This window comes from Cupriavidus malaysiensis (genome assembly GCF_001854325.1).
Lineage (GTDB): Bacteria > Pseudomonadota > Gammaproteobacteria > Burkholderiales > Burkholderiaceae > Cupriavidus > Cupriavidus malaysiensis.
Genome location: NZ_CP017755.1, coordinates 2,846,822 through 2,868,513, shown reverse-complemented (window position 1 = coordinate 2,868,513; position 21,692 = coordinate 2,846,822). Strand labels below are relative to the sequence as shown.

The window sequence follows — 21,692 nt, the reverse complement described above, 5'->3', positions numbered from 1 at the left end:
CGGCCTCGGCGGGGCTTACACCTTGAAGCGCGAGACGCCGGCGCGCAGTTCGTTGGACACCAGTGTCAACTCGTCGATGGCCTGGCCCGACTGGCGCAGCGATTCCACGGTCTGCTGCGCGGCTTCGGACAGCTGCATCAGCGCCTGGTTGATCTGCTCGGCGCCGTTGGCCTGGGCCTGCATGCCCTCACTGACCATCTGCACGCGCGGCGCCAGCGACTGCACCTGGCCGATGATCTGCGACAGCTGGTCGCCAACCTGGGTCACTTCCGACATGCCGCGCCGGACTTCTTCGGAGAACTTGTCCATGCCCATCACGCCGGCCGCCACCGCCGACTGGATCTCGCGCACCATCTGCTCGATATCGTAGGTAGCCACCGCGGTCTGGTCGGCCAGACGCCGGATCTCGGTGGCGACCACCGAGAAGCCGCGGCCGTATTCGCCGGCCTTCTCGGCCTCGATGGCGGCGTTCAGCGACAGCAGGTTGGTCTGGTCGGCGACCTTGGCGATGGTGGTCACCATCTGGTTGATGTTGCCGGCCTTCTCGTTGAGTGTGGCCAGCTTGGCGTTGACCGAGCCGGCCGCGTCCATCACGTGCTGCATGGTGCCCTCCATGCGCGACAGGCCGGCCTGGCCGGTGCCTGCCAGGCCGGCGGTCTGCTCGGCGGCGCCGGACACCTCGGACATGGTGCGCACCAGGTCGCGCGAGGTGGCGGAGATCTCGCGCGAGGTGGCGCCGATCTCGGTGGTGGTGGCGGCGGTTTCCGTCGCCGTCGCCTGCTGCTGGCGCGCGGTGGCGGCGATCTCGTTGACCGAGGTGGTGACCTGGATGGCCGAACGCTGGGCCTGGCTGACCAGGCCGGTCAGCTCGCCCGACATCTGGTTGAAGCCCTCCTCGACGGCGAGGAACTCGTCATGGCGCCGCAGCGCCATGCGCAGGCGCAGGTCGCCGCCGCGGATGCCCCCCAGCAGCGAGACGATGGACTGCATCGGCACCGTGATGGCGCGCAGCAGCAGGTAGCCGCAGACGATGGCGGCCAGCACCGCCACCACCAGCGCGACCTCGATGCTGGTCTTGGCCGCATCGACCGCGCCGACGATGGCGCCGGAGGCGCGGTTGGCCACCGCGTTGTTGTCGTCGACCATCTCCTGCACCACCTTGCGCGCCTCGGTCCAGCGCTCGTGCGCCGGCCCGCGCAGCGCCGCCTCGGCCGGGGCCGCGCCCTTCCACGCGTCGGGCGTGGCAAAGGCGCGCGCGGCCTCCTCATAGCGCGCCCGTGCCGCCGTATAGGCGGCGAAGCGGGCGCGGTCGTCGTCGCGGAACATGGTCGATTCGTACTGCTGCTGCAGCTTGTCCAGGCGCTGCAGGGCGTCGCGCGTCTGCTCCTGGAACTGCTGGCGCTGGCTGTCGCTGGCCGCGCTCACGGTTTCCCAGCCGAGCACGTAGAGTTCGCCCCAGACGCCGCGCAGGCCGGTACTGTAGTTCAGCCCCGGCAGCGCGTCGCGCTGCATCTGTACCGCCTCGTGGTCGATGGCGGTGAGGCGGTTGTAGGCGACGACGCTCATCAGCAGCATCACCAGCAGGATGAAGGAGAAGCTGGCCAGGATGCGGGTACGGATGGTCCAGTGGTTCACGGTGCGGTTTCCGGTAGCGGCTTGGTTCTGCGTCGGGCGGGACGGCGACAGCCCGCCGGCGGCCGGGCCGCGGGCGGGCTTGGGTCGGGCGCGGCCGGGCCGCCGGCGCAGTTGTGCGGCGTAGGGTACTGTAACGTCCAGGCCATTTCAATGCCGGCGACGGGATGGCGGCTTGTACTATTGCGCCGCAGCAAAAGCGATGCGGGGCGCTTGATTTTTTCCAAGTTTTCGTCACACTAGCCAAATAGCTAGATCCGAACGATGTCGATAATCACCTACAAGGCTGGAATGGTGGCCAGGTCGGAGGCCAAGGCGACCGGTGCCTCGCCGGATGCGGACGTGGATCCGCTCACGGGGATACCCTCGCGCCAGGCATTCTTGAAGCGGCTGGAGGCACGCCTGACACAGGAGGCGGTGCCCCGCTGCGCATTGCTGCTGATCGGCATCGACGACTTCCGCGCCTTCAACGACATGCACGGCTTCGGCGAGGGGGATGCCATCCTGCGCCAGGTGGCGCGCCGCCTGCGCGATGCTTCGCCGCGCGACGCCGAGCTGGGCCGCGTGGGCGGCGACGAGTTCGGCGTGCTGCTGCCCTCGATCTCCGATCCGACCCTGGTCCGCCATATCAGCGCCGCCATCCTGTCCCTGCTGTCCGAATTCCATGAGGTCGAGGGCCGCCGCCACCATGTGCTGGCCAGCGTCGGCGCCTGCGTGGTACCCGCCGCCGGCAACGACGTGTCCGAGGTGCTGGCCTCGGCCAGCCTGGCGCTCGGCCGGGCCAAGCGGGACGGCGGCCGCACCATCCGTTTCTTCAAGCCGCAGATGCGCACCGACGTGGCGACGCGCCTGTCGCTGGTGCAGGCCTTGCGCGAAGCCTATGCGCAGCGCCAGTTCGAACTGCTCTACCAGCCCCAGGTCGACCTGCGCGACGGGCGCGTGGTCGGCGCCGAGGCGCTGATGCGCTGGCGCCACCCGACCCTGGGCCTGCTGCAGCCGGCCAGCTTCATCGACGCGCTGGCCGCCAGCAACGTCGCCGGCGATGTCGGCATGTGGCTGCTGCATACCGCCTGCGCCCAGGCCCGGGTGTGGACGCTGGGTTTCGCCAATGCGCCACGCGTGGCCATCAACCTGTTCGCCGCACAGCTGGCCGAGAGCCGGCTGCTGACCGAGGTGCGCCATGTCCTGCGCGAGCTGCAGCTGGCGCCCGAGCGGCTGGAACTGGAGATCACCGAGACCATCGCCCTGCAGCAGGGCGACGAGATCTCCGACCAGCTGCAGGCGCTGCGGCGCGACGGCGTGACCCTGACCTGCGACGACTTCGGCACCGGCTATGCGTCGTTGAGCTTCCTGAAGTCGTTCCCGGTCGACCGGCTCAAGATCGACCAGAGCTTCATCCGCAACGTCACGCAGGACCCCGTGGACGCCGCCATCGTCCATTCGCTGATCGACGTCGGCGCCAGCCTGCGCATCGGCGTGGTGGCCGAAGGGGTGGAGACCGCCGAGCAGCGCGACTTCCTGCTCGCCAACGGCTGCTACGAGGCCCAGGGCTACCTCTATGGCCGCCCCATGTCGGCGGAGCGGCTGACCGAGTACATCCGCAGCCAGACCGGCTGACCCGGACAGGGCACGCCCCGGGGCGTGCCCGTGCTCGCTCCGGCCCGCCTTTCCCCTCCGAATTCCGTCCGGATCCCCCCGAATTCCTTCTGGATTCCTTCTGGATTCCTTCTGAATCCCCGCTTTCCGGCACGCCGCCGGCATGCCCGGCGGGAGACAGATCTGCTTACAAAATCACGTGCGCGCAAACGGCGGCGGCGCGTTCCACGGTATAGGCTCCGTACAGGACGGCGGGCTTCGGGCCCCGCCGGCACACCGATCATGCATACCCTTCCGCTTTCCCGGCGCGCTGTCCAGGCGACCTTGCGCGCGGCCATGCTGGCCACGGCCCTGCTCCTGGCCGCACACGCGCCGGCACGCGCGCAGCAGGCCGATCCTCCCGCGCGCGTCGCTACCGTGACCGAGCGGTCCGGTGGCCTGAGCCTGGCGCCGGCGGGTTCGGATGCCTGGGTGCAGGCCAGCCCCAACCGACCCATCAGCACCGGCGACAGCCTCTGGGTGGATCCCGCCGGGCGCACCGAACTGCATATCGGCTCGACCGCGCTGCGGCTCGGCGGCGGCACCGCCATCGGCGTGCTCAACCTGGACGACACCATGACGCAGGTGCGCCTCACGCAGGGCACCCTGCAGTTGCGCGTGCGCGCGCTGCCGGCCGGCCAGTCGGTCGAGATCGATACGCCCAACCTGGCGCTGGTGCCGGCCGAACCCGGCGACTACCGCCTCGACGTCGCCGCCGATGGCTCCACCACCATGGTCACGGTACGGCGCGGCCGCGCCGAGCTGTATGGCGACACCCGCTCGCTGGCGCTGGCCGCCGGCGAGCGCATCCGCCTCGGCGGCACCGACCTCGCCGATGCCGGGCCGGTGCCGTATGGCCCGGAGGACGATTTCGACCGCTGGACGCTGGCACGCGATGCACGCGAAGACGCTTCGCGCTCGGCCCGCTATGTCTCGCCGGAGATGCCGGGCTACCAGGAACTCGACGCCTACGGCGCCTGGGAGCAGGACCAGGGCTACGGCGCGGTCTGGTACCCCAATGTGGTGGCGGCGGACTGGGTGCCTTACAGCAGCGGCAACTGGGTCTGGATCGCGCCGTGGGGCTGGACCTGGGTGGATAGCGAGCCTTGGGGTTTCGCCCCCTTCCACTATGGCCGCTGGGCCTTCATCGGCCACCGCTGGGGCTGGGTGCCCGGGCCGCGGGTGTCTCATCCCTGCTATGCGCCGGCGCTGGTGGCCTTCGTCGGCGCCGCTGCTGCCGCCGGGCCTGGCGTCGCCTGGTATCCGCTCGGGCCGGCCGAGCCCTATCGTCCGGTCTACCGGGCCAGCCCGGCCTATGTGGCCCGCGTCAATGTCAACGTCAATGTGAACGTCGCCGGCGGCGGGGGGCGGCCCTTCGGCGCGCCGGCGCCCGGTGCCGTGCCGAACCGGCTGGTGCCCGGTGCGATCAGCGTGATGAGCGCTGCCGCCTTCGTCCAGGGCCGCCCGGTGGCACACGGTGCCCGGCGCGGCGACTGGCGCCACCTGCCGGCCGGCGAGGGGCAAGGCGCGCCGCTGCTGGCGCCGGTGCAGGCCAGCCTGGCCGGCGCAGCCGCGGCGCGGCACGCACCGCCGCCGGCCGGCGCCTGGTCCCGCCCGGTGGTGGCACTGCGCGCGCCGGCGCGCCGCCCGCCGGACGAACTGGCCGGCCGCTTCGCCAGGGAGGGAGCGACCGTGCCCGGCGCGGGCGCGGCGCTGCACGCGGCGCCGGTGCCGGCCCCGTCCGCCGCACCCGGGCCCGGCCTGCGCCTCAGCCGCGCGGGGCAGCCGCCGCGCGCCCAGGTGCCGGCGATCGGCGCGCAGCCGCCGCGCCAGCCGCCGGCGGTGCCGCCAGCGCGCGGATCGCAGGAGTTCCCGCGCGGCGGACCGGGCATGCCTGGCGCACCGATGCCGGGCACGCAGCCGGGACGCGCGGGGCCGGCTCAACCATTCGAGACGCCGCAGCGCCAGCAGCAGGAGATGCCGCGGCAGCAGGCGGACCAGCAGCGCCAGATGCAGGAGCAGCAGCGCCTGCAGCAGGAAATGCAACGCCACCAGGCCGACCAGCAGCGGCAGCAGGCGGACCAGCAGCGCCAGGTGCAGGAGCAGCAGCGCCAGCAGCAGGAGGCGCAACGCCACCAGGCCGACCAGCAGCGGCAGCAGGCGGACCAGCAGCGCCAGATGCAGGAGCAGCAGCGCCTGCAGCAGGAGGCGCAACGCCACCAGGCCGACCAGCAGCGGCAGCAGGCCGACCAGCAGCGCCAGATGCAGGAGCAGCAGCGCCTGCAGCAGGAAATGCAACGCCACCAGGCCGACCAGCAGCGGCAGCAGGCGGACCAGCAGCGCCAGATGCAGGAACAGCAGCGCCAGCAGCAGGAAACGCAGCGCCACCAGGCCGACCAGCAGCGGCAGCAGGCGGACCAGCAGCGCCAGATGCAGGAACAGCAGCGCCAGCAGCAGGAGATGCAACGCCGCCAGGCTGACCAGCAGCGGCAGGCGCAGGAGCTGCAGCGCCAGCAGGCCGAGCAGCAGCGGCAGATGCAGGAGCAGCAGCGCCGGCAGGCAGACCAGCAACGCCAGATGCAGGAGCAGCAGCAACGGCAGATGCAGGAACAGCAACGGCAGATGCAGGAACAGCAGCGGCAGATGCAGGAGATGCAGCGTCGCCAGGCTGACCAGCAGCGGCAGGCGCAGGAGCAACAGCGCCAGCAGGCCGAGCAGCAGCGCCAGCAGTTCCAGCAGCAGCGGCAGATGCAGGAACAGCAACAGCAACAGCAGCAACAGCGGCAACAGCAGCAGATGCAGGAACAGCAGCGCCAGCAGCAGGACGCGCAGCGGCGCCAGCGAGAGCAGCAGCAACAGCAACAGCAGCAACAACAGCAACCGCAGCGCTAGTCCTGGGCGGAGGGCCCCAAGGCAAGCGGCGCGCGGCGGGAGTGTCCCGCCGCGCGCCGCAGGCTTTCCGGCGGTGCCGGCTTACTTGCCCAGTTCGGACAGGCGCACCTGGGCGATCTTGCCGCCCTGCACCACGCCGACGATGGTGTCGGCCACCGTGCCGCCCTTGGCGTCGATGCCCTCCACCTCGTTGGGGTTGGCATCCTTGGCCATGGTCTTCACCGCATCGGGCAGCTTGGCGCGGATGGCCGTGGCGTCCGAGGTGGTGCCGGCCAGCTTCATGGCGCCGGCCAGTGCGTACACCATGGTGTAGTTCAACGACATCTCGGTGGTGGCATCCTTGCCGTCATGCAGCTTCTTGTAGCGGCCGTTGAATGCCTGCGCCGCCGGACGCGCATCGTTGACCAGCGGCAGCACGCCGATCGAGCCTTCCAGCATGGCCAGGCCGTTGGTGACCTTGGCCATCTCGTCGAGCTTGGCCTGGTCCATCACGATGAAGCCGCCCTTGAAACCCAGCTCACGCGCCTGCTTGACCACCAGCGCGGTGGGCTCGGAAGGGCCGCCGACGAACATCACGTCGGGTTTGTCGGCCAGCACGCGCGACACGCCGCTGTAGAAGTCGGTGGCCTTGGTATAGGACATCGGATTGTTGGCCACCACCTTGCCGCCCGCGGCCTCCCACGCCGGCACGAAGGCCTGCACCCATGCCTTGGCGTAGTCGTGGTCGGCCGGCGCCAGCGCGACGTTCTTGCCGAAGCGCTTCATCTCCGCCTTGATGAACGGCTCGATATAGCCGGTATAGGCCGGCGGGATGCGGATGGTCAGCTTGTTGCCCACGTCGGTGATGCGCGGCACGCTGGAGTAGGCCATCACCAGGAACTTCTCCTGCTCGTTGAAAGCCTGCAGCGCGAAGATGCCGCCCGAGTGCGGTACGAACACGGCAGGCGTCTTGTACTGCTGCACCAGCCGGCGCGCGTTGATGGCGGCGTCCGCCGGCGAGTACTTGTCGTCCAGCGACACCACCTCGAGCTTGACCTTCTTGCCGCCCACCTCCAGGCCCTTGGCGTTGATCTCGTCCACGGCCATCTGGATACCGGACAGCACGTTCTTGCCGTACAGGGCGGCGCCGCCGGAAAGCGGGCCCGTGTAGCCCAGCTTGACCACTTCCTGCGCCAGCGCGGCGCCCGAGGCGAGCAGGGCGGCCATGGCGGTGGCGGCCAGCGGGAAGATGCGGCGGATCGTCTTTTGCTGCATGAGGCTGTCTCCTGTTGTCGTTGCGTATTGCTCGGGTATGGCTTGCTTGTTCATCGTGTTGCTGTGCCCAGGGAGCAGGGCGGGTAGCCGGGTCCGTGGAGTGCTGCCGGTGTGCTCCCCTCTCCCGCTTGCGGGAGAGGGGCCGGGGAAGAGGGCAGGAGCCCGCTGGTCGGGGCTGCGAGGATGACACCCTCGGCCCGCTTGCATCGCTCACCCGCCGATGTACGCCTTGCGGATGCCTTCGTCCTTGAGCAGGGTGTCGCGGTCGCCTTCCATGACGATGCGCCCCCCTTCGATCACGTAGGCACGGTGCGCGATGCCCAGTGCCGCGTAGGCGTTCTGCTCGGCCAGCAGCACCGTGGTGCCGGCGCGGTTGATGCGTTGGATCACCTCGAACATCTGCTTGACCACCAGCGGCGCCAGGCCGAGCGAGGGCTCGTCGAGCAGCAGCGCGCGCGGGCGGCCCATCAGCGCGCGGCCCAGCGCCACCATCTGCTGCTGCCCACCGGACAGCGAGCCAGCGGCCTGGTGACGCTTCTCGCGCAGGATGGGGAACATCTGGTAGAGCTCTTCCAGCGTGCGCTGGCTGCCGGCGCGGTCGCCGCGGTGCACGTAGGCGCCCAGCACCAGGTTCTTCTCCACGCTCATGGCGGGGAACAGCTTGCGTCCCTCGGGGCAGTGCACCAGGCCGGCCTGCACGATCTGCGACGGCTTCATGCCGCCGAGTTCGCGGCCGTCGAAGCGCATGCTGCCGCCGCTGGTGCGGTGGATGCCGCTCAGGGCCAGGAAGATCGAGCTCTTGCCGGCGCCGTTGGCGCCCAGCAGCACCACCAGCTCGCCGGCGCCGGCGTGCAGGTTGATGTTGTCGAGGGCGCGGAAGCTGCCGTAGGAAAGCGAGACGCGCTCAAGCTGCAACATGGTCGGCTCCCAGGTAGGCCTCGATGACGAGCGGATCCTGCTGGATCTGCGCGGGCGTTCCCTCGGCGATCTTCTCGCCGTAGTTCAGCACCATGATCTTGTCGGCCATGCGCATGATCATGTCCATCTTGTGTTCGATCAGGCAGACGGTCTTGCCATGGCGCACCATCTTGCGGATCAGTTCGGCCAGGCCCACGGTCTCCTCCGGATTGACGCCGCCGGCTGGTTCGTCGAGCAGCAGCAGTTCTGGGTCGGTGGCCAGCGCCAGCGCAAAGGCGACGCGCTTGCGCTGTTCCTGCGTGATGTCCGCCGCCACTTCGTGCGCCAGGTGGGAGAGCCCAACGAAGTCGAGTGCCTCCTCGGCCTTGGCGCGGCACAGTCGCTCTTCCTCGCGCAGGCGGCGCGTGTTGAAGATGACGTCGGCCAGTCCGGAGCGCGTGCGCAGCCGGTGGCCCACGATCAGGTTGTCCAGCACGGAGGCGCGGTCGAACAGGTGCGTGGCCTGGAAGGTGCGGGCCACGCCCAGGCGCGCGATCTGGTCGGCGCGCAGGCCGGCCACGTCCCTGCCGCGCAGCAGGATCTGGCCCGAGCTGGGCGCATGCGTGCCGGCGATCAGGTTGAAGAAGGTGGTCTTGCCGGCGCCGTTGGGGCCGATGATGGCATTGATGTGGCCGGCCTCGAATTTGACCGACACATCGTGCACGGCGGTCAGGCCGCCGAATTTCTTGGTCAGGTTGCGGATCTCAAGCATGGTCGGCTCCGGCGGTGGGGCTGGCGGCGCGGGCGGCCTGGGCCGTGCCCGGTTGCCGTGCGGTGCGGCGCATCGCGGCCTCGCGGCGCGCCTGGCGCTTGAGCCAGGAGCCGACGATGCCGTCCGGGACGAAGATGATCAGCAGGATCAGCACCGGGCCGAACACCAGCATGCGGTAGTCCTGCAGGAACTGCAGCGTCTGCGTCACCCACGGCACCAGCACCGAGCCCAGCAGCGGTCCCAGCAAGGTGCCGGTGCCGCCCACCAGCATGGCCATCACCATGTCGAAGGTGAGGTCGGTGCGGGCGATGTCCGGGCCGAGGAAGCGCACCTGGCCCGCATACAGCGCGCCGGCGAAGCCCGCATAGCCGACCGACAGCACGAAGGACAGCACCTTGGTGCGCATCAGGTTGACGCCCAGCGCTTCGGCCAGCGCCTCGCTGTTGCGCACGGCCAGGAAGCTGCGTCCCAGCAGCGAGCTGACGATGCGGTGCATCAGCCAGGTGCCCAGCACCAGGAAGGCCAGCACCAGGTAGTACTGCGCCAGCACGCTGTCGAACTGCAGCGGCCCGATGGCCGCCGGCACCGGGATGCCGATCAGGCCCACGGTGCCGTGCGTCAGGCTTTCCCACTTCTCGATCAGCAGGTAGATGATGTAGCCGACGCACAGCGTGAAGATCGAGAAGTAGTGCCCGCGCAGCCGCAGCGACACCAGGCCGACGAAGTAGCCGATGACCATGCAGACCACGCCGGACAGCGCGAACGCGGTCCAGAACGGCACCTGGTGGTCGACCGTGAGGATGCCCAGCGTGTAGGCGCCGATGGCCATGAAGCCGCCATGCGCCAGGTTGAGCTGGCCGGTGTAGCCGGTGATCAGGTTCAGGCCGAGGGTGGCGATGGCGTAGATGTAGGCCAGCGTCATCACGGTGTGGAAGTAACTGTTGGAGGCGACCAGCGGAAAGGCCACCGCCAGGGCCAGCAGCAGCGCCCAGCCCGTCTTGCCTTGCAATGCGTTCATGGCTTCCGGCTCCTTATGCGGTCTTGGCGGCGAACAGGCCCTGCGGGCGCACCGACAGGATGGCCACCAGCAGCACGAAGGCGATGATGTCCTTGTAATCGGTCGACACGTAGAAGCCGCCGAAGCTCTCGGCCATGCCGATGATCAGGCCGCCGGCGATGGCGCCCGGGAAACTGCCCATGCCGCCGAGGATGATGATGACGAAGGCCTTGGTGATGACGAGGTTGCCCATGCTCGGGTAGACCAGGTTGATGGGCGCGTACAGCGTGGCCGCGACGGCCGCCAGCGCACCCGAGATGGCGAACACCAGCAGCGTCACCCGGGTGGCGTCGATGCCGACCAGCGCCGCGCCCTCGCGGTTCTGCGCCATCGCCATGATGGTGGCGCCGGTCACGGTGCGGGTCAGGAACAGGTGCAGCAGCACCATCAGCGCGAAGGCCGCCACGATGATCAGCAGGCGCTGTGCCGGCGCGGTCAGGCCGAACAGGTCGACGAGCTGGCCGTAGGGCGTGGGCATGCGCTGGAAGTCGGCGCCCCACAGCGCCTGCGCGCCGGCCTCGAGGAACAGCATGATGCCGATCGCGGCGATCATGTCGTGCAGCTCCGGCGCATTGCGCAGCGGATGGAACACCAGCCGGTCGGCCAGCATCGACAGCAGCGCCACGGCCAGCGCCGCGCCCGCCATGGCCAGCCAGTAGTTCCAGCCGAGCGCCGTCATGGCGTAATAGGACACGTAGGCGCCGGCCATGTAGAAGGCGCCGTGCGCGAAGTTGGGAACATGCAGGATGCCGTAGACCAGGGTCAGGCCCAGCGCCACCAGGCTGTAGACGCCGCCGAGCGTCAGGCCATTGAGGAATTGCTGAAGGAACAGTGCCACAGACTTGCCTATTTTCGAATCGCGAACGAAGGCACGCACGGGCCGTGCGGGCCCGGACGCGGCGAAGCAGGGTGGGCGGCAGGTGCGCCGCCAAGGCGTCGAGCGCTAGCGGCGTGGCGGCGCGGTGGCGGATAAGGTGTGGTGCATCTCTTGTCTCCTGAAGTTGGCGGCCCGGCGGCGTGGACCGGCGCCGTGGCCCGTCGTGTCGTGGAAGGCAGGTCAGCCCTGATATTCCCGCACGATCGTTCGTTCTAATTGACTGTTGCATACGGCCTGATGCACAGTCAAGGAATACGGAGATGTATTTCGCTGCGCGAAATAGGTCGTTCTCACGCCCTGGCGGCCCAGGCCGCTGGTCGTCGTTTTTCCTGTCGTTGTCGTCATGAAGCGCACCATAACGATCCCTTTGTCAACCGATGCGAGCGCGGCGCCCGTTGCCGGCGCCGCTTCCGGCGCGCCGGTGGCGGCAGCGGCGGAGGATGGCGAGGCGGACCGCAGCTTCGTCACCGCGCTCGCGCGCGGCATGGAACTGATGCGTGCCTTCGGCCCCGACGACGACTATCTCGGTAATGCCGAGCTGTCGCGCCGCACCGGGCTGCCGCGCCCCACGGTGTCCCGGCTCAGCTACACGCTGGCGCGGCTGGGCTATCTGGTCTATGCACCCGAGCGCGAGAAATACCGGCTCGGCCAGGGCGTGCTGGTGCTGGGCCACCGCTATATCGCCGGCTCACGGTTGCGCGACATCGCGCGGCCGCTGATGCAGTCGCTGTCGTTCGCCACCGATTGCACGGTGGCGCTGGCGATGCCGGACCGGCACGAGATGATCTACCTGGAGGCCTGCCAGCCGCGCGGCGCGCTGGTCAAGCGCCTGACGCCCGGCTCGCGCCTGCCGATGGCCACCTCGGCGATCGGGCGCGCCTGGCTGGCCGGCCTGCCGCCGGCGCGCCGACAGCCGGTGCTGGCCACGCTGGAGCGGCACTACGGCCCGCGCTGGCCGGGCGTGCGCAGCCGCCTGGAGCGTGCGCTGCGCGACTACGCGCGGCACGGTTTCTGCCTCGCCCACGCCGAGTGGGAGCGCAGCGTCGCCGGCGCGGCCGCGCCGGTGCGGCTGCAGGGCGGCGCCGAGGTGCTGGCCATCAATATCGGCGGCGCGGCCGAACGGCTGCCGCCCGAGATCCTGGAAGCGAACCTCGGTCCGCGCGTGCGCGCGCTGGCCGATGCGATCCAGCACCGGCTCTGGCAGGGCGGCGACAGCACGGAGGAGCGCCTGCCCTGATCCGTACCCCTTCATCCTGCCCATTCCCCAACACAGCAACAACACAGCAACAACACAGCAACAGGAGACATGAGATGGATATCCGCAACAAGACGGTAGTCGTGACCGGCGGTGCCACCGGCATCGGCCGCGCGCTGGTGCTGGCCTTCGCCCGCGCCGGCGCGCGCGGCGTGGCCGTGGCCGACATCGACGCCGACGGCGCCGAGCAGGTCGCCGCAGCCGCGGCCGCCGAGGCGCCGGGCTGCGAGGTCTTCGCCCGCCGTACCGACGTGGCCGATGCCGCCGCGGTGCAGGCGCTGGCCGACGAGGCGACCCGCCGCTTCGGGCAGGTCGACGTGTTCTGCTCGAACGCCGGCATCATCCTGCGCAAGGCGCTCGACGCCAGCGCGGAGGAATGGCAGCGCATCTGGGAGATCAACGTGATGGCCCACATCCATGCGGCACGCGCGGTGCTGCCGCAGATGCTGGCGCGTGGCGACGGTTATTTCGTCAACACCGTGTCGGCGGCCGGCCTGCTGTCGCAGATCGGCTCGGCGCCCTATGCGGTCACCAAGCACGCCGCCATCGGCTTTGCCGAGTGGCTGTCGATCACCTACGGTGACCGCGGCATCAAGGTCAGCTGCATCTGCCCGCAGGGCGTGCAGACCAAGATGCTGTATGGCGAAAAGGGCGAGCGCAAGGGCTTCCTGCAGGATGGCTCGGTCACGCCGGAGCATGTCGCCGCGGTCACGCTGGAGGGCATCGCCGACGAGCGCTTCCTGGTCCTGCCCCACCCCGAAGTACTGGAGTACTACCGCCGCAAGGGCCAGGACTACGACCGCTGGCTCAAGGGCATGCGCCGCCTGCACGATAAAGTGATGCAGGAGTTCGGCAACCTGCCCGTCTGACGGGGCCGGCTCCCCGCGCGGACGTGGCGCGGCCCGGGCGGGCCGCGCCACGCCCTCTCACGAACCGAAGCCAACTTGGCAAGGCCCCCGGCAGAAGCGGGCCTGCAGGAGACAACAGCATGCGAATCCAGTCCTGGCGCACGGCCCTCGCCGCCGCCGCCCTTGCCGTCGTGGCCGCCGCTCCGGCGCACGCCGACACCTACCCGAGCAAGCCGATCCGGATGGTGGTGACCTTCCCCGGCGGCGGCGCGCCCGATATCCTGGCCCGCCTGTTCGCCGAGAAGTCGGCGCTCGGCCAGCCGGTGGTGGTCGACAACAAGCCCGGCGCGGGCGGCAATATCGGCGCCGAAGCGGCCGCGCGTTCGCCTGCCGACGGCTATACGCTGGTGCTGGGCACGGTCGGCACGCACTCGATCAACGGCTCGCTCTACAGCAAGATGCCGTATGACATGGTCAAGGACTTCACCCCCATCATCCTGGTGGCGTCCACGCCCAACGTGCTGGTGGTCAATCCCTCGGTGCCGGCCAAGGACGTGGCCGAGCTGATCGCGCTGGCCAAGACCCGGCCGGGCGCGCTGACCTTCGGCACGCCCGGGGTCGGTACCTCGCCGCATGTGGCCGGGGAGATGTTCAATACCCTGGCCGGCGTCAAGCTGACCCACGTCCCCTACAAGGGCCGCGCGATGGCCTTGCCCGACCTGCTCGGCGGCCACATCAGCATGATGTTCGACAACCTGCCGTCGGCGCTGCCGGTGGTGCGCGAAGGCAAGCTGCGCGCGCTGGGCGTGACCAGCCTCAAGCGCTCGCCCTCGGCGCCCGACATCCCCACGCTGGCCGAGCAGGGCCTGCCGGGCTTCGATGCCGATTCCTGGTTCGCCATCTTCGCGCCCGCGCACCTGCCCAAGGAACTGCAGGACAAGCTCAATGCGGAGGCCAACCGCGTCTACAGCCTGCCGGACGTGCAGGCCAAGATGAAGACGCTGGGGCTGGAACCGATGCTCGGCTCGCCGGAGCGGCTGGCCACCTTCCAGCGCAGTGAGATCGCCAAGTGGGCCAAGGTGATCAAGGCTTCGGGAGCGAAGGCGGATTGAGTGGTGGGGGTGCGGGCGCTTTCGGTGCCGCGGTGGCGGGAATCACACCGACGGCTTCGCTTTTGTGCTCGCGTGCTGGATCACACCGACGGCTTCGTTTTGCGTGGCGCCTTGCTAAACCACCCCTCTCCCCGCCCTCTCTCCGTGCGGTGAGAGGGCGCCAAGACACTATGCTTGGCGTGCCTTGTTGGCCTTGTTGGCGTCGCTGGGATGCTCAGGCGTCCGGTTCCGCCGCCGCGTGGCCGTGCGTCGTTGCCTTGTCGTCGCGCAGCCGGCTCAGGCTGACCACCGCGCCCAGCGTGGCCACCGAGGCCGCGACGACCAGCGCCATGCGTGCCGCGCCGCTGCGGTCGAGGCTGAACAGCAGCGCGACCACCGCGGTGCCGGTGGTCTGGCCGAGCAGGCGCGTGGTCGCTTGCGCGCCGCTGGCGCCGCCGCTGCGCTCGGGCGGCGAGGCGCCGATCATGGCGCGGTTGTTGGGTGACTGGAACAGGCCGAAGCCGAGCCCGCACATCGCCATGCGCCACATCACGTCGACATTGCCGGCGTTCTTGTCGAGCAGCGCCAGGCTCAGCAGGCCCGTGGCGAGCAGGCCCAGGCCGCCGCCGGCCAGTACGCTGGCCGGGTAGCGGTCCGACATCCGTCCCGAGACCGGGGCCATCAATGCCACCATCAGCGGCCAGGGCGTGATCAGCAGGCCGGTCTCGTGCAGCGAGCGGCCGAGCTGGTACTCCAGGTAGAAGGGCATGGCGACGAAGGACAGCATCTGCGTCATGAAGGAGCAGAACGACGTGCCCACCGCCAGCGTGAAGGCGCGGCTGCGGAACAGGTCCACCGGCACCAGCGGGGCGGGGCGGCCATGCTGGCGGCGCACCAGCACCCAGCCCAGCGCGAGCGCGGCAACCAGTCCGGCGCCGCCGGCCAGCCGCAGCGAGGCGTGGCCGAGGCCGTCGACGCCGAGGATGAACAGGCCGAACACCACCGCCGACAGCGCTGCGCTCGGGTAGTCGAAATCGCGCGGCTGCGGCGGTGTCTCGGGCAGCGAGCGGCGGCTCAGCGTCAGCGCCAGCAGCGCCACCGGCACGTTGACGGCGAACAGCCAGGGCCAGTCCGCCACCGACAGGATCAGCGCCCCGAGCGAGGGGCCGATGGCGGTGGTGATGCCCACCACCAGTGCATTCAGGCCGATGCCGCGGCCCAGGCTGCGGGGCGGATAGATGAAGCGCACCAGCGCGGTGTTGACGCTCATGATGCCGGCGCCGCCCAGGCCCTGCAGCACGCGTGCCGCCACCAGCATCGGCAGGTTGACCGAGAGCGCGCACAGCAGCGAGGCCAGCAGGAAGATGGCCAGCCCGGCGCGGTAGACGCGCTTGTAGCCGAGGATATCGCCCAGCGAGGAGAGCGGCAGCAGGCAGACCGTGACCGCGAGCTGGTAGCCGTTGACCACCCAGATGGTGTCCGCCGGCGCGGCACCGAGCTGGCGCGAGATCGAGGGCAGGGCAATATTGGCGATGGAGCCGTCCAGCACGGCGAGGACCAGGCCGCTGAACACAGTCAGGACGGCCCAGGCGCGCTGGGGATGGGGAAGGCCTTGGTGTGACGGCATGGGACGGATGGCGGCGGAGGCGGGCACCCGGGCGGGCGTCGGCCGGGCGCCCGCCATTATCTGCCCGCCCGCGCCGGTGCGCAAAGCGGGAAGTTGTATCGGTGCATTGCGCGTGGGTTCAGGTGGGGACCACGCGTGGCGGGCGGGGCCGGGTGGCGAGCGCGAAGGCGATCTGGGCCAGGCCGGCGCTCAGTCCCATCACCACGCCGGCCCGCCAGGCCATGGTGTAGGAGCCGAGGGCGTCATAGACCAGGCCGCCGCCGAAGGCGCCGACGAAGCTGCCGATCTGGTGGCTGAAGAAGGCCACGCCGCCGAGCATGGCCTGCCAGCGCAGGCCGAAGGTCTCGGCGATCCAGCCCGACACCAGCGGCGCCACGCCCAGCCAGAGGAAACCCATGATGGCGGCGAACACCAGCGTGCTGGCCGGCGTGGGCGCCGAGGAGAAATACCAGGTCAGCACCAGGGAGCGGGTGGTGTAGATGCCGCCGAGCAGCAGCAGCTTGTTGTAGCGCCCGCCGGCCCAGCCGAAGAACAGGCTGCCCAGCACATTGAAGCCGCCGATCATGCCGAGCGCCTGGGCGCTCAGCATCGGGTCCATGCCACAGGCGTCGAGATAGGTCGGCAGGTGAGTGGTCAGGAACACCAGTTGCATGCCGCAGACGAAGTAGGCCAGCGCCATCACCACGAAGGGGGCATGGCGCAGCGCCGTGCCGAGCGCCGCGCGCGCGCTCTGGTCGCCGCCGCCGGCGCTGGCTGGCAGCGGCAGCCGGTCGACCCGTCCGGCGAACCAGGCGGCCGGCAGCATCAGCAGCGCCAGCAGGATGAAGGCGCCGATGCCGCTGCGCCAGCCATGCGCCTGCGTCACCAGCTGGCCGATCGGCGCGGCCAGCAGGGCGCCCAGCGAGCCGGCGCCCGACACCAGGCCCAGCACCGTGCTGCGCAATGCCGCGGGCACCGGGCGTGCCGCCACCGCCAGCGAGATCGCGCTGCCGGTGCAGGCCATGGCCGCCCCGATCGCCACGCCGGCGCCGAGCGTGACCCCGACCAGGCCGTGCGCGGTGGCAAGCAGGACCAGCCCCGCCAGGTAGAGCACGGAGCCGCCCAGCATCAGGCGGCGGAATCCCAGGCGTCCGGCCCAGGCGCCGGCCAGTGGCTGCAGCAGCCCCCAGGACAGGTTCTGCACGGCGATGGCGACGGTGAAGTCGGAGACCGTGATGCCGATGTCGCGGGTCAGCGGTGGCATGAAGATGCCCAGGCTCTGGCGCAGGCCCATGGCCAGGCTGAGCATGACGGAAACGCCGAGGAGGATGGGCAGGGCGGGGCGCAGGACGGAGAGTCGGTTTGGCACGGTGGGTGTCTCGGTTGTCGTTCTTATTGTTCTTATTGTTCTTATTGTTTTCTTGTATGTTTTGTCTGCCCGGGAGAGCCGGGGCATCGGACGAGCGTAGGCCTGGCGGCAAGCGGCTGTCAACGCGCCCGGCACTTTGCCGGGCGATCGGCGCGCATGCGTTCTGCAGGGCGGCACGGGCGGCGCGCGGGGGCGATGCCAGGCTTGCCTGCTGTCCCCCCCCTGGCCCCCTCGCAAGGGGTACAGGCACCGTTCGCGACACGCGCGAGGCACCCGGACCCTACTGAATCCGTTCGCGCTGCCGATAAGACAAGGCGTGATCCGTTGGCGCGGAACGCCTCGGCGTGCGCCTCGCTCCTCTCTTGTCGCCCATGCTCAAGCCACTCGACGTCGGACCGGTTGGGAATTGGTTCCGTCGCCGGGCCCGGAACTGCCGGCCCGGCGGGAGCCAGCACGGCGCATTGGCGCCGCGCCGCCCGGCGTATGCCTGGCGCGCGCCTTGTGACCGACGCGGCTGCCCCGGCAGCGCCTCCGCCGCCCGGGTTGTCCGGGGCGTGGGCGCCGCCGCGCGCCGCGCCACGCGGCCGGGCTGATCCGCGATGCCGCAACGCCAGAGCCACCGGGCACCGCCGCCGGATGCCGCCGCCCCCCTGCCGCCGGGCCGCATGCGCTGGCGGCTGGGCGTGGCCTATGCCATTCCGGCGGCCGCGCTGCTCGCCTTGCGCGCGCTCAGCGACGACCAGCGCTGGTTCAGCCTGCAGGTCCATACCGCCATCGAGATGCTGGGCTTCTTCTCCGGCTCGCTGCTGGCGGTCATGCTGCTGATCCTGTTCCTGTACGACCGCCGCCGCTACGCCAACCCGTGGGCCATCTGCGCGCTCAGCACCATGAGCCTGCTCGACGGCTTCCACGGCCTCAGCAGCTACAACCAGGCCTTCGTCTGGCTGCACAGCCTGGCCACCTTCTGCGGCGGCGTGTTCATGGCGGCCTCGGTCTCGCGCCGCTTCATTCCGACCCGCAAGGCCCTGGCCTGGCTGGCGCTGGTCACGCTGGCGGCCCTCATCATCGGGGTGCCGGCGCTGATCTGGCCGGAACTGGCCCCGCGCGTGCAGGCGGCCGGGCGTTATACGCTGCTGACCCAGTGCCTGAACGTCGGCGGCGGTCTCGGCTTCCTGTTCGCCGCCGGCGTCTGCCAGCGTGCGATCCGGGGCCGCGCCAGGCCGCATGCCTGGTCGTTCTCGGTGTTCTGCGCGCTGTTCGGCATCGCGGGCGTCATGTTCGTGCTCAGCAATTCATGGGGCCTGAACTGGTGGGGGCTGCACGCGGTGCGCCTGCTCGGCTACCTGCTGGTCATCGCCGAGATCGTCATGGTGTTCGTGCGCGGACGCGAGGAACTGGTCCGCATCAATGCGCAGCTGGACCAGCGCGTGGCCGCGCGCACCGCCGAACTGAGCCAGGCGCTGTCGCACCTGCAGCAGACGCAGCATGAGCTGGTGCAGGTGGAGAAGCTGGCTTCGCTGGGCTCGATGGTGGCGGGCATCTCGCACGAACTGAATACCCCGCTCGGCGTGGCGGTCACCATCCTGTCCGTGGCCGCCGAGCGGCTGCGGCAGCTGCTGGGGCACCTGGCCGGCGGCACGCTCAAGCGCACCACCTTGCAGGAAGGACTGGCCGAACTGGACGAAAGCATGCGCCTGCTGCAGCGCTCGGTCTCGCGCGCGGCCAAGCTGGTGGCCAGCTTCAAGCAGATCGCGGTGGACCAGACCTCGGAGCGGCGGCGCGAGTTCGACGTGCGCCAGAGCGTCGACGACCTGGTTGCCAGCCTGCGGCCGAACTGGAAGCACCGCGACGTGCGGGTGGTCAACGCGATCGCGCCCGGCATCGTCTGCCACTCGCTGCCGGGCCATATCGGCCAGATCGTCGGCAACCTGCTGCAGAACGCCGTGCTGCATGCTTTCGAGGGGCGCGCGGGCGGCCGCATCACGATCGACTGCAGGCCCGCGGGCGATGCGCTGGAAATCCGCGTCAGCGACGACGGCGTGGGCATGCCGGCCGATGTGCTGGGCCGCATCTTCGAGCCCTTCTTCACCACCAGGCTGGGCACCGGCGGCTCCGGCCTGGGCCTTGCCATCGCCCACCGCATCGCCACCACCATCCTCGGTGGTGAACTCAAGGCCGATTCGGTGCCTGGCCGCGGTACTTGCTTCGTGCTCAAGATCCCGCTGCACGCCAGCCCGGCAGCACCGTCTCTTTGAATCGATTCCAACAACATGCGTCCCCTTTCTCCGCCTGCCAGCGACCTCGACGACATCGTCTTCGCCGAGGAGTCCCTCGAGCCCGCGCCCAGCGCCGCGGAGCCCTGGAAGGTCCTGATCGTCGATGACGAGCCCGACGTCCACGACACCACCGAACTGGCGCTGCGCGGGCTGGAGGTGCTCGGCCGCCCGCTGCAGTTCCTGCATGCCCGCTCGGCGGCGCAGGCGCGCGCCTGCATCGACGCCGAGCCCGAGCTTGCCGTGGTGCTGCTCGACGTGGTCATGGAGACGCCGGACGCCGGCCTCGAACTGGTGCGCTACATCCGCGAGGAGGCGCGGCGCGGCTGCCTGCGCATCGTATTGCGTACCGGCCAGCCCGGCTATGCGCCGGAGATGGACACCATCCGGCTCTACGACATCAACGACTACAAGACCAAGACGGAGCTCACGCGCACCCGCCTGTTCACCACGCTGATGGTCGCGATCCGCTCATACCAGCAGCTGCGGCAGGTGGAAGCCACCCGGCAGGGGCTGGAGAGCATCATCAGCGCCAGCATGGACCTGAGCCGGCTGCGTGGCCTGAAAAGCTTCGCGGAAGGCGTCGTGATCCAGCTCTGCGCCTTGCTCGGCGTGCAGAACGAGGGCCTGGTCTGCGCCTTGAGTACCAGCGAGCGCTTCGACCCGCTGGTGGTCGCCGCCTCGCGGCGCTACGCCGACATGATCGGGCAGCCGCTGTCGCACTGCGCGCCGGCCCACCAGGAGGTCATCACGCTGCTGCACGCGACGCTGCGCGAGCGCAGGAGCACTGCCGGCAAGGCATTGGGCCTGTATTTCCCGGTTTCCAGCATGGCCGGCATGGCGGCCTATATCGACGTGCCGGGCTCGCTCAGCGAGGTCGACCAGCGCCTGATCGAAGTCTTCGTGGCCAATATCACCGCCGGCTTCGACAACGTGCTGCTGAACGAGCGCATGACCCGGCTGGCCTATTCGGAGTCGCTGCTGGGGCTGCCCAACCGCAACGCCCTGATCGACTGGCTCGACGAAGGCAGTACCAGCGACGCGGTGGTGGCGCAGATCGACCTGGACGGCTTCGCCGACATCAACTCGACGCTCGACCAGCACTTCGGCGACCTCGTGCTCAAGGCGGTGGCGGCGCGGCTGGCGCAGTGCTTCCCGGCGCCGACGCGGCTGGCCTACCTTTCGGTGGACGTGTTCGGCCTGCTCGGCCTGCCGCAGCGCATCACGCCGGCGGCCATCGCGCAGGTGTTCGCCGAACCCTTCGTCATCGAAGGGCAGATGTTGCGGCTGTCGGCGACTTCCGGCCTGCTGCACGTGCCGGCCGGCGCGCGCGGCATCGGCCACGACGCCATCACGAAGTCGTCGATCGCCGTCAAGCAGGCCAAGACGCGGGCGCGCGGACAGGCCTTGCACTACGATGTCTCGCAGTCCGAGCTGGTGCGCGAACGCATGCGGCTGCTCAACGAACTGCGCAGCGCGCTGTCGTCCAACCGCCTGTTCCTGGTCTACCAGCCGGTCGTCGACCTGCGCAGCGGTGTCATCGTCGGCGCCGAGGCGCTGCTGCGCTGCCGCGCCGAGAGCGGCGAGCTGATCCCGCCGGGCCGCTTCATCCCGCTGGCGGAGCAGTCCGGCATGATGGTGCCGATCGGTGCCTGGGTGGTGCGCTCGGCGCTGGGCGAGCTGCGCCGCCTGATCGACCTGGGCCATACCGGCTTCCGCATGGCCATCAATGTCTCGCACGCGCAGTTCCGCGAGCCCGACTTCGTCATGCAGTTCGCGCGCACCATGGCCGAGTGCCGGGTGCCGGCCACCAACATCGAGCTGGAGTTGACAGAATCGGTCGCCGTCGAGAACACCCAGGCGCTGATCGAAAAGCTCAACCAGGTGCGTGCGCTGGGCGCGACGGTGGCGATCGATGATTTCGGCACCGGCTACTCCGCGCTGTCGATCCTGCGCCAGCTGCCGCTCAATCGCATCAAGATCGACCGCAGCTTTGTCAGCATGATCGACAAGGATGCCTCCTTCGCCCGCCTGATCGTCACCATGGGACGCCAGCTGGGCCTGACCACCATTGCCGAGGGCATCGAGTCCGTCTTGCAGCTGGGCGCGCTGCAGGCCATGCATTGCGAGGAAGGGCAGGGCTACCTGTTCTCCCAGCCGGTGCCGGCGCGCGAGCTCCAACAATTGCTGGCGAGCGGCAAGCCGCTGCTCTGACGCTGGCGGGGAGCCCGGCA

General features: G+C 69.9%; 15 protein-coding genes. 7 read left to right on the top strand and 8 right to left on the bottom strand.

The window, feature by feature from the left end; genetic code table 11:
* Positions 1–15 precede the first annotated feature (15 nt).
* The gene (locus BKK80_RS32070; protein ID WP_071072749.1) at positions 16–1,635 is read right to left on the bottom strand and encodes a methyl-accepting chemotaxis protein; all 1,620 of its coding nucleotides are present in this window, start codon (positions 1,633–1,635) and stop codon (positions 16–18) included.
* A gap of 288 nt (positions 1,636–1,923) precedes the next feature.
* Between BKK80_RS32070 and BKK80_RS32065 the strand changes: the two genes are divergently transcribed.
* Together BKK80_RS32065 and BKK80_RS36840 are read left to right on the top strand one after the other, a co-directional pair.
* Positions 1,924–3,249 (top strand): putative bifunctional diguanylate cyclase/phosphodiesterase, encoded by a 1,326-nt coding sequence (locus BKK80_RS32065; RefSeq protein WP_071018381.1) that lies wholly within the window; start codon positions 1,924–1,926, stop codon positions 3,247–3,249.
* 261 nt (positions 3,250–3,510) lie between these two features.
* Positions 3,511–6,159 carry a DUF6600 domain-containing protein gene (locus tag BKK80_RS36840; protein ID WP_157903379.1) on the top strand — a complete coding sequence of 883 codons (2,649 nt, stop codon included), beginning with the start codon at positions 3,511–3,513 and terminating at the stop codon, positions 6,157–6,159.
* Between the two features lie 81 nt (positions 6,160–6,240).
* On the opposite strand, the gene BKK80_RS32055 is transcribed toward BKK80_RS36840, so the two are convergent.
* From BKK80_RS32055 to BKK80_RS32035, 5 genes are all read right to left on the bottom strand, one after another.
* Positions 6,241–7,413 (bottom strand): ABC transporter substrate-binding protein, encoded by a 1,173-nt coding sequence (locus BKK80_RS32055; protein ID WP_071018384.1) that lies wholly within the window; start codon positions 7,411–7,413, stop codon positions 6,241–6,243.
* Between the two features lie 210 nt (positions 7,414–7,623).
* A complete protein-coding gene (locus BKK80_RS32050; protein WP_071072745.1) occupies positions 7,624–8,331 on the bottom strand; it encodes an ABC transporter ATP-binding protein in 708 nt (235 codons plus the stop codon).
* Positions 8,318–9,082: an ABC transporter ATP-binding protein gene (locus BKK80_RS32045; protein ID WP_071018388.1), complete on the bottom strand. Its 765-nt coding sequence runs from the start codon at positions 9,080–9,082 to the stop codon at positions 8,318–8,320. The genes BKK80_RS32050 and BKK80_RS32045 overlap by 14 nt, the downstream gene beginning before the upstream one ends.
* Positions 9,075–10,100, bottom strand: coding sequence for a branched-chain amino acid ABC transporter permease (locus BKK80_RS32040; RefSeq protein ID WP_071018390.1), 1,026 nt, complete (start codon positions 10,098–10,100; stop codon positions 9,075–9,077). The genes BKK80_RS32045 and BKK80_RS32040 overlap by 8 nt, the downstream gene beginning before the upstream one ends.
* A gap of 13 nt (positions 10,101–10,113) precedes the next feature.
* Positions 10,114–10,977: a branched-chain amino acid ABC transporter permease gene (locus BKK80_RS32035; RefSeq protein ID WP_071038896.1), complete on the bottom strand. Its 864-nt coding sequence runs from the start codon at positions 10,975–10,977 to the stop codon at positions 10,114–10,116.
* A gap of 382 nt (positions 10,978–11,359) precedes the next feature.
* On the opposite strand from BKK80_RS32035, the gene BKK80_RS32030 reads away from it, so the two are divergent.
* From BKK80_RS32030 to BKK80_RS32020, 3 genes are all read left to right on the top strand, one after another.
* Positions 11,360–12,253: an IclR family transcriptional regulator gene (locus BKK80_RS32030; RefSeq protein ID WP_071018393.1), complete on the top strand. Its 894-nt coding sequence runs from the start codon at positions 11,360–11,362 to the stop codon at positions 12,251–12,253.
* 74 nt (positions 12,254–12,327) lie between these two features.
* Entirely contained in the window at positions 12,328–13,140 is an 813-nt protein-coding gene (locus BKK80_RS32025) for an SDR family oxidoreductase (RefSeq protein WP_071018395.1), read from the top strand.
* A gap of 119 nt (positions 13,141–13,259) precedes the next feature.
* Positions 13,260–14,231 carry a tripartite tricarboxylate transporter substrate binding protein gene (locus BKK80_RS32020; protein ID WP_071018396.1) on the top strand — a complete coding sequence of 324 codons (972 nt, stop codon included), beginning with the start codon at positions 13,260–13,262 and terminating at the stop codon, positions 14,229–14,231.
* Between the two features lie 214 nt (positions 14,232–14,445).
* On the opposite strand, the gene BKK80_RS32015 is transcribed toward BKK80_RS32020, so the two are convergent.
* Positions 14,446–15,837: an MFS transporter gene (locus BKK80_RS32015; protein ID WP_071038893.1), complete on the bottom strand. Its 1,392-nt coding sequence runs from the start codon at positions 15,835–15,837 to the stop codon at positions 14,446–14,448.
* Between the two features lie 118 nt (positions 15,838–15,955).
* Positions 15,956–17,125, bottom strand: coding sequence for an MFS transporter (locus BKK80_RS32010; protein ID WP_236904006.1), 1,170 nt, complete (start codon positions 17,123–17,125; stop codon positions 15,956–15,958).
* A 659-nt stretch (positions 17,126–17,784) separates the two neighbouring features.
* On the opposite strand from BKK80_RS32010, the gene BKK80_RS32005 reads away from it, so the two are divergent.
* Together BKK80_RS32005 and BKK80_RS32000 are read left to right on the top strand one after the other, a co-directional pair.
* Complete coding sequence (locus BKK80_RS32005) at positions 17,785–19,440, top strand: ATP-binding protein (protein WP_071072743.1); 1,656 nt, start codon at positions 17,785–17,787, stop codon at positions 19,438–19,440.
* A gap of 15 nt (positions 19,441–19,455) precedes the next feature.
* Positions 19,456–21,672, top strand: coding sequence for a putative bifunctional diguanylate cyclase/phosphodiesterase (locus tag BKK80_RS32000; RefSeq protein WP_071038890.1), 2,217 nt, complete (start codon positions 19,456–19,458; stop codon positions 21,670–21,672).
* Positions 21,673–21,692 lie beyond the last annotated feature (20 nt).

Bases quoted from the DNA above. Each gene is read 5' to 3' on its own strand.
- BKK80_RS32065 (WP_071018381.1), top strand. From the start codon at position 1,924: ATGGTGGCCAGGTCGGAGGCCAAGGCGACCGGTGCCTCGCCGGATGCG.
- BKK80_RS36840 (WP_157903379.1), top strand. From the start codon at position 3,511: ATGCATACCCTTCCGCTTTCCCGGCGCGCTGTCCAGGCGACCTTGCGC.
- BKK80_RS32055 (WP_071018384.1), bottom strand. From the start codon at position 7,413: ATGCAGCAAAAGACGATCCGCCGCATCTTCCCGCTGGCCGCCACCGCC.
- BKK80_RS32050 (WP_071072745.1), bottom strand. From the start codon at position 8,331: ATGTTGCAGCTTGAGCGCGTCTCGCTTTCCTACGGCAGCTTCCGCGCC.
- BKK80_RS32045 (WP_071018388.1), bottom strand. From the start codon at position 9,082: ATGCTTGAGATCCGCAACCTGACCAAGAAATTCGGCGGCCTGACCGCC.
- BKK80_RS32040 (WP_071018390.1), bottom strand. From the start codon at position 10,100: ATGAACGCATTGCAAGGCAAGACGGGCTGGGCGCTGCTGCTGGCCCTG.
- BKK80_RS32030 (WP_071018393.1), top strand. From the start codon at position 11,360: ATGAAGCGCACCATAACGATCCCTTTGTCAACCGATGCGAGCGCGGCG.
- BKK80_RS32025 (WP_071018395.1), top strand. From the start codon at position 12,328: ATGGATATCCGCAACAAGACGGTAGTCGTGACCGGCGGTGCCACCGGC.
- BKK80_RS32020 (WP_071018396.1), top strand. From the start codon at position 13,260: ATGCGAATCCAGTCCTGGCGCACGGCCCTCGCCGCCGCCGCCCTTGCC.
- BKK80_RS32015 (WP_071038893.1), bottom strand. From the start codon at position 15,837: ATGCCGTCACACCAAGGCCTTCCCCATCCCCAGCGCGCCTGGGCCGTC.
- BKK80_RS32010 (WP_236904006.1), bottom strand. From the start codon at position 17,125: ATGCTCAGCCTGGCCATGGGCCTGCGCCAGAGCCTGGGCATCTTCATG.
- BKK80_RS32005 (WP_071072743.1), top strand. From the start codon at position 17,785: ATGCCGCAACGCCAGAGCCACCGGGCACCGCCGCCGGATGCCGCCGCC.
- BKK80_RS32000 (WP_071038890.1), top strand. From the start codon at position 19,456: ATGCGTCCCCTTTCTCCGCCTGCCAGCGACCTCGACGACATCGTCTTC.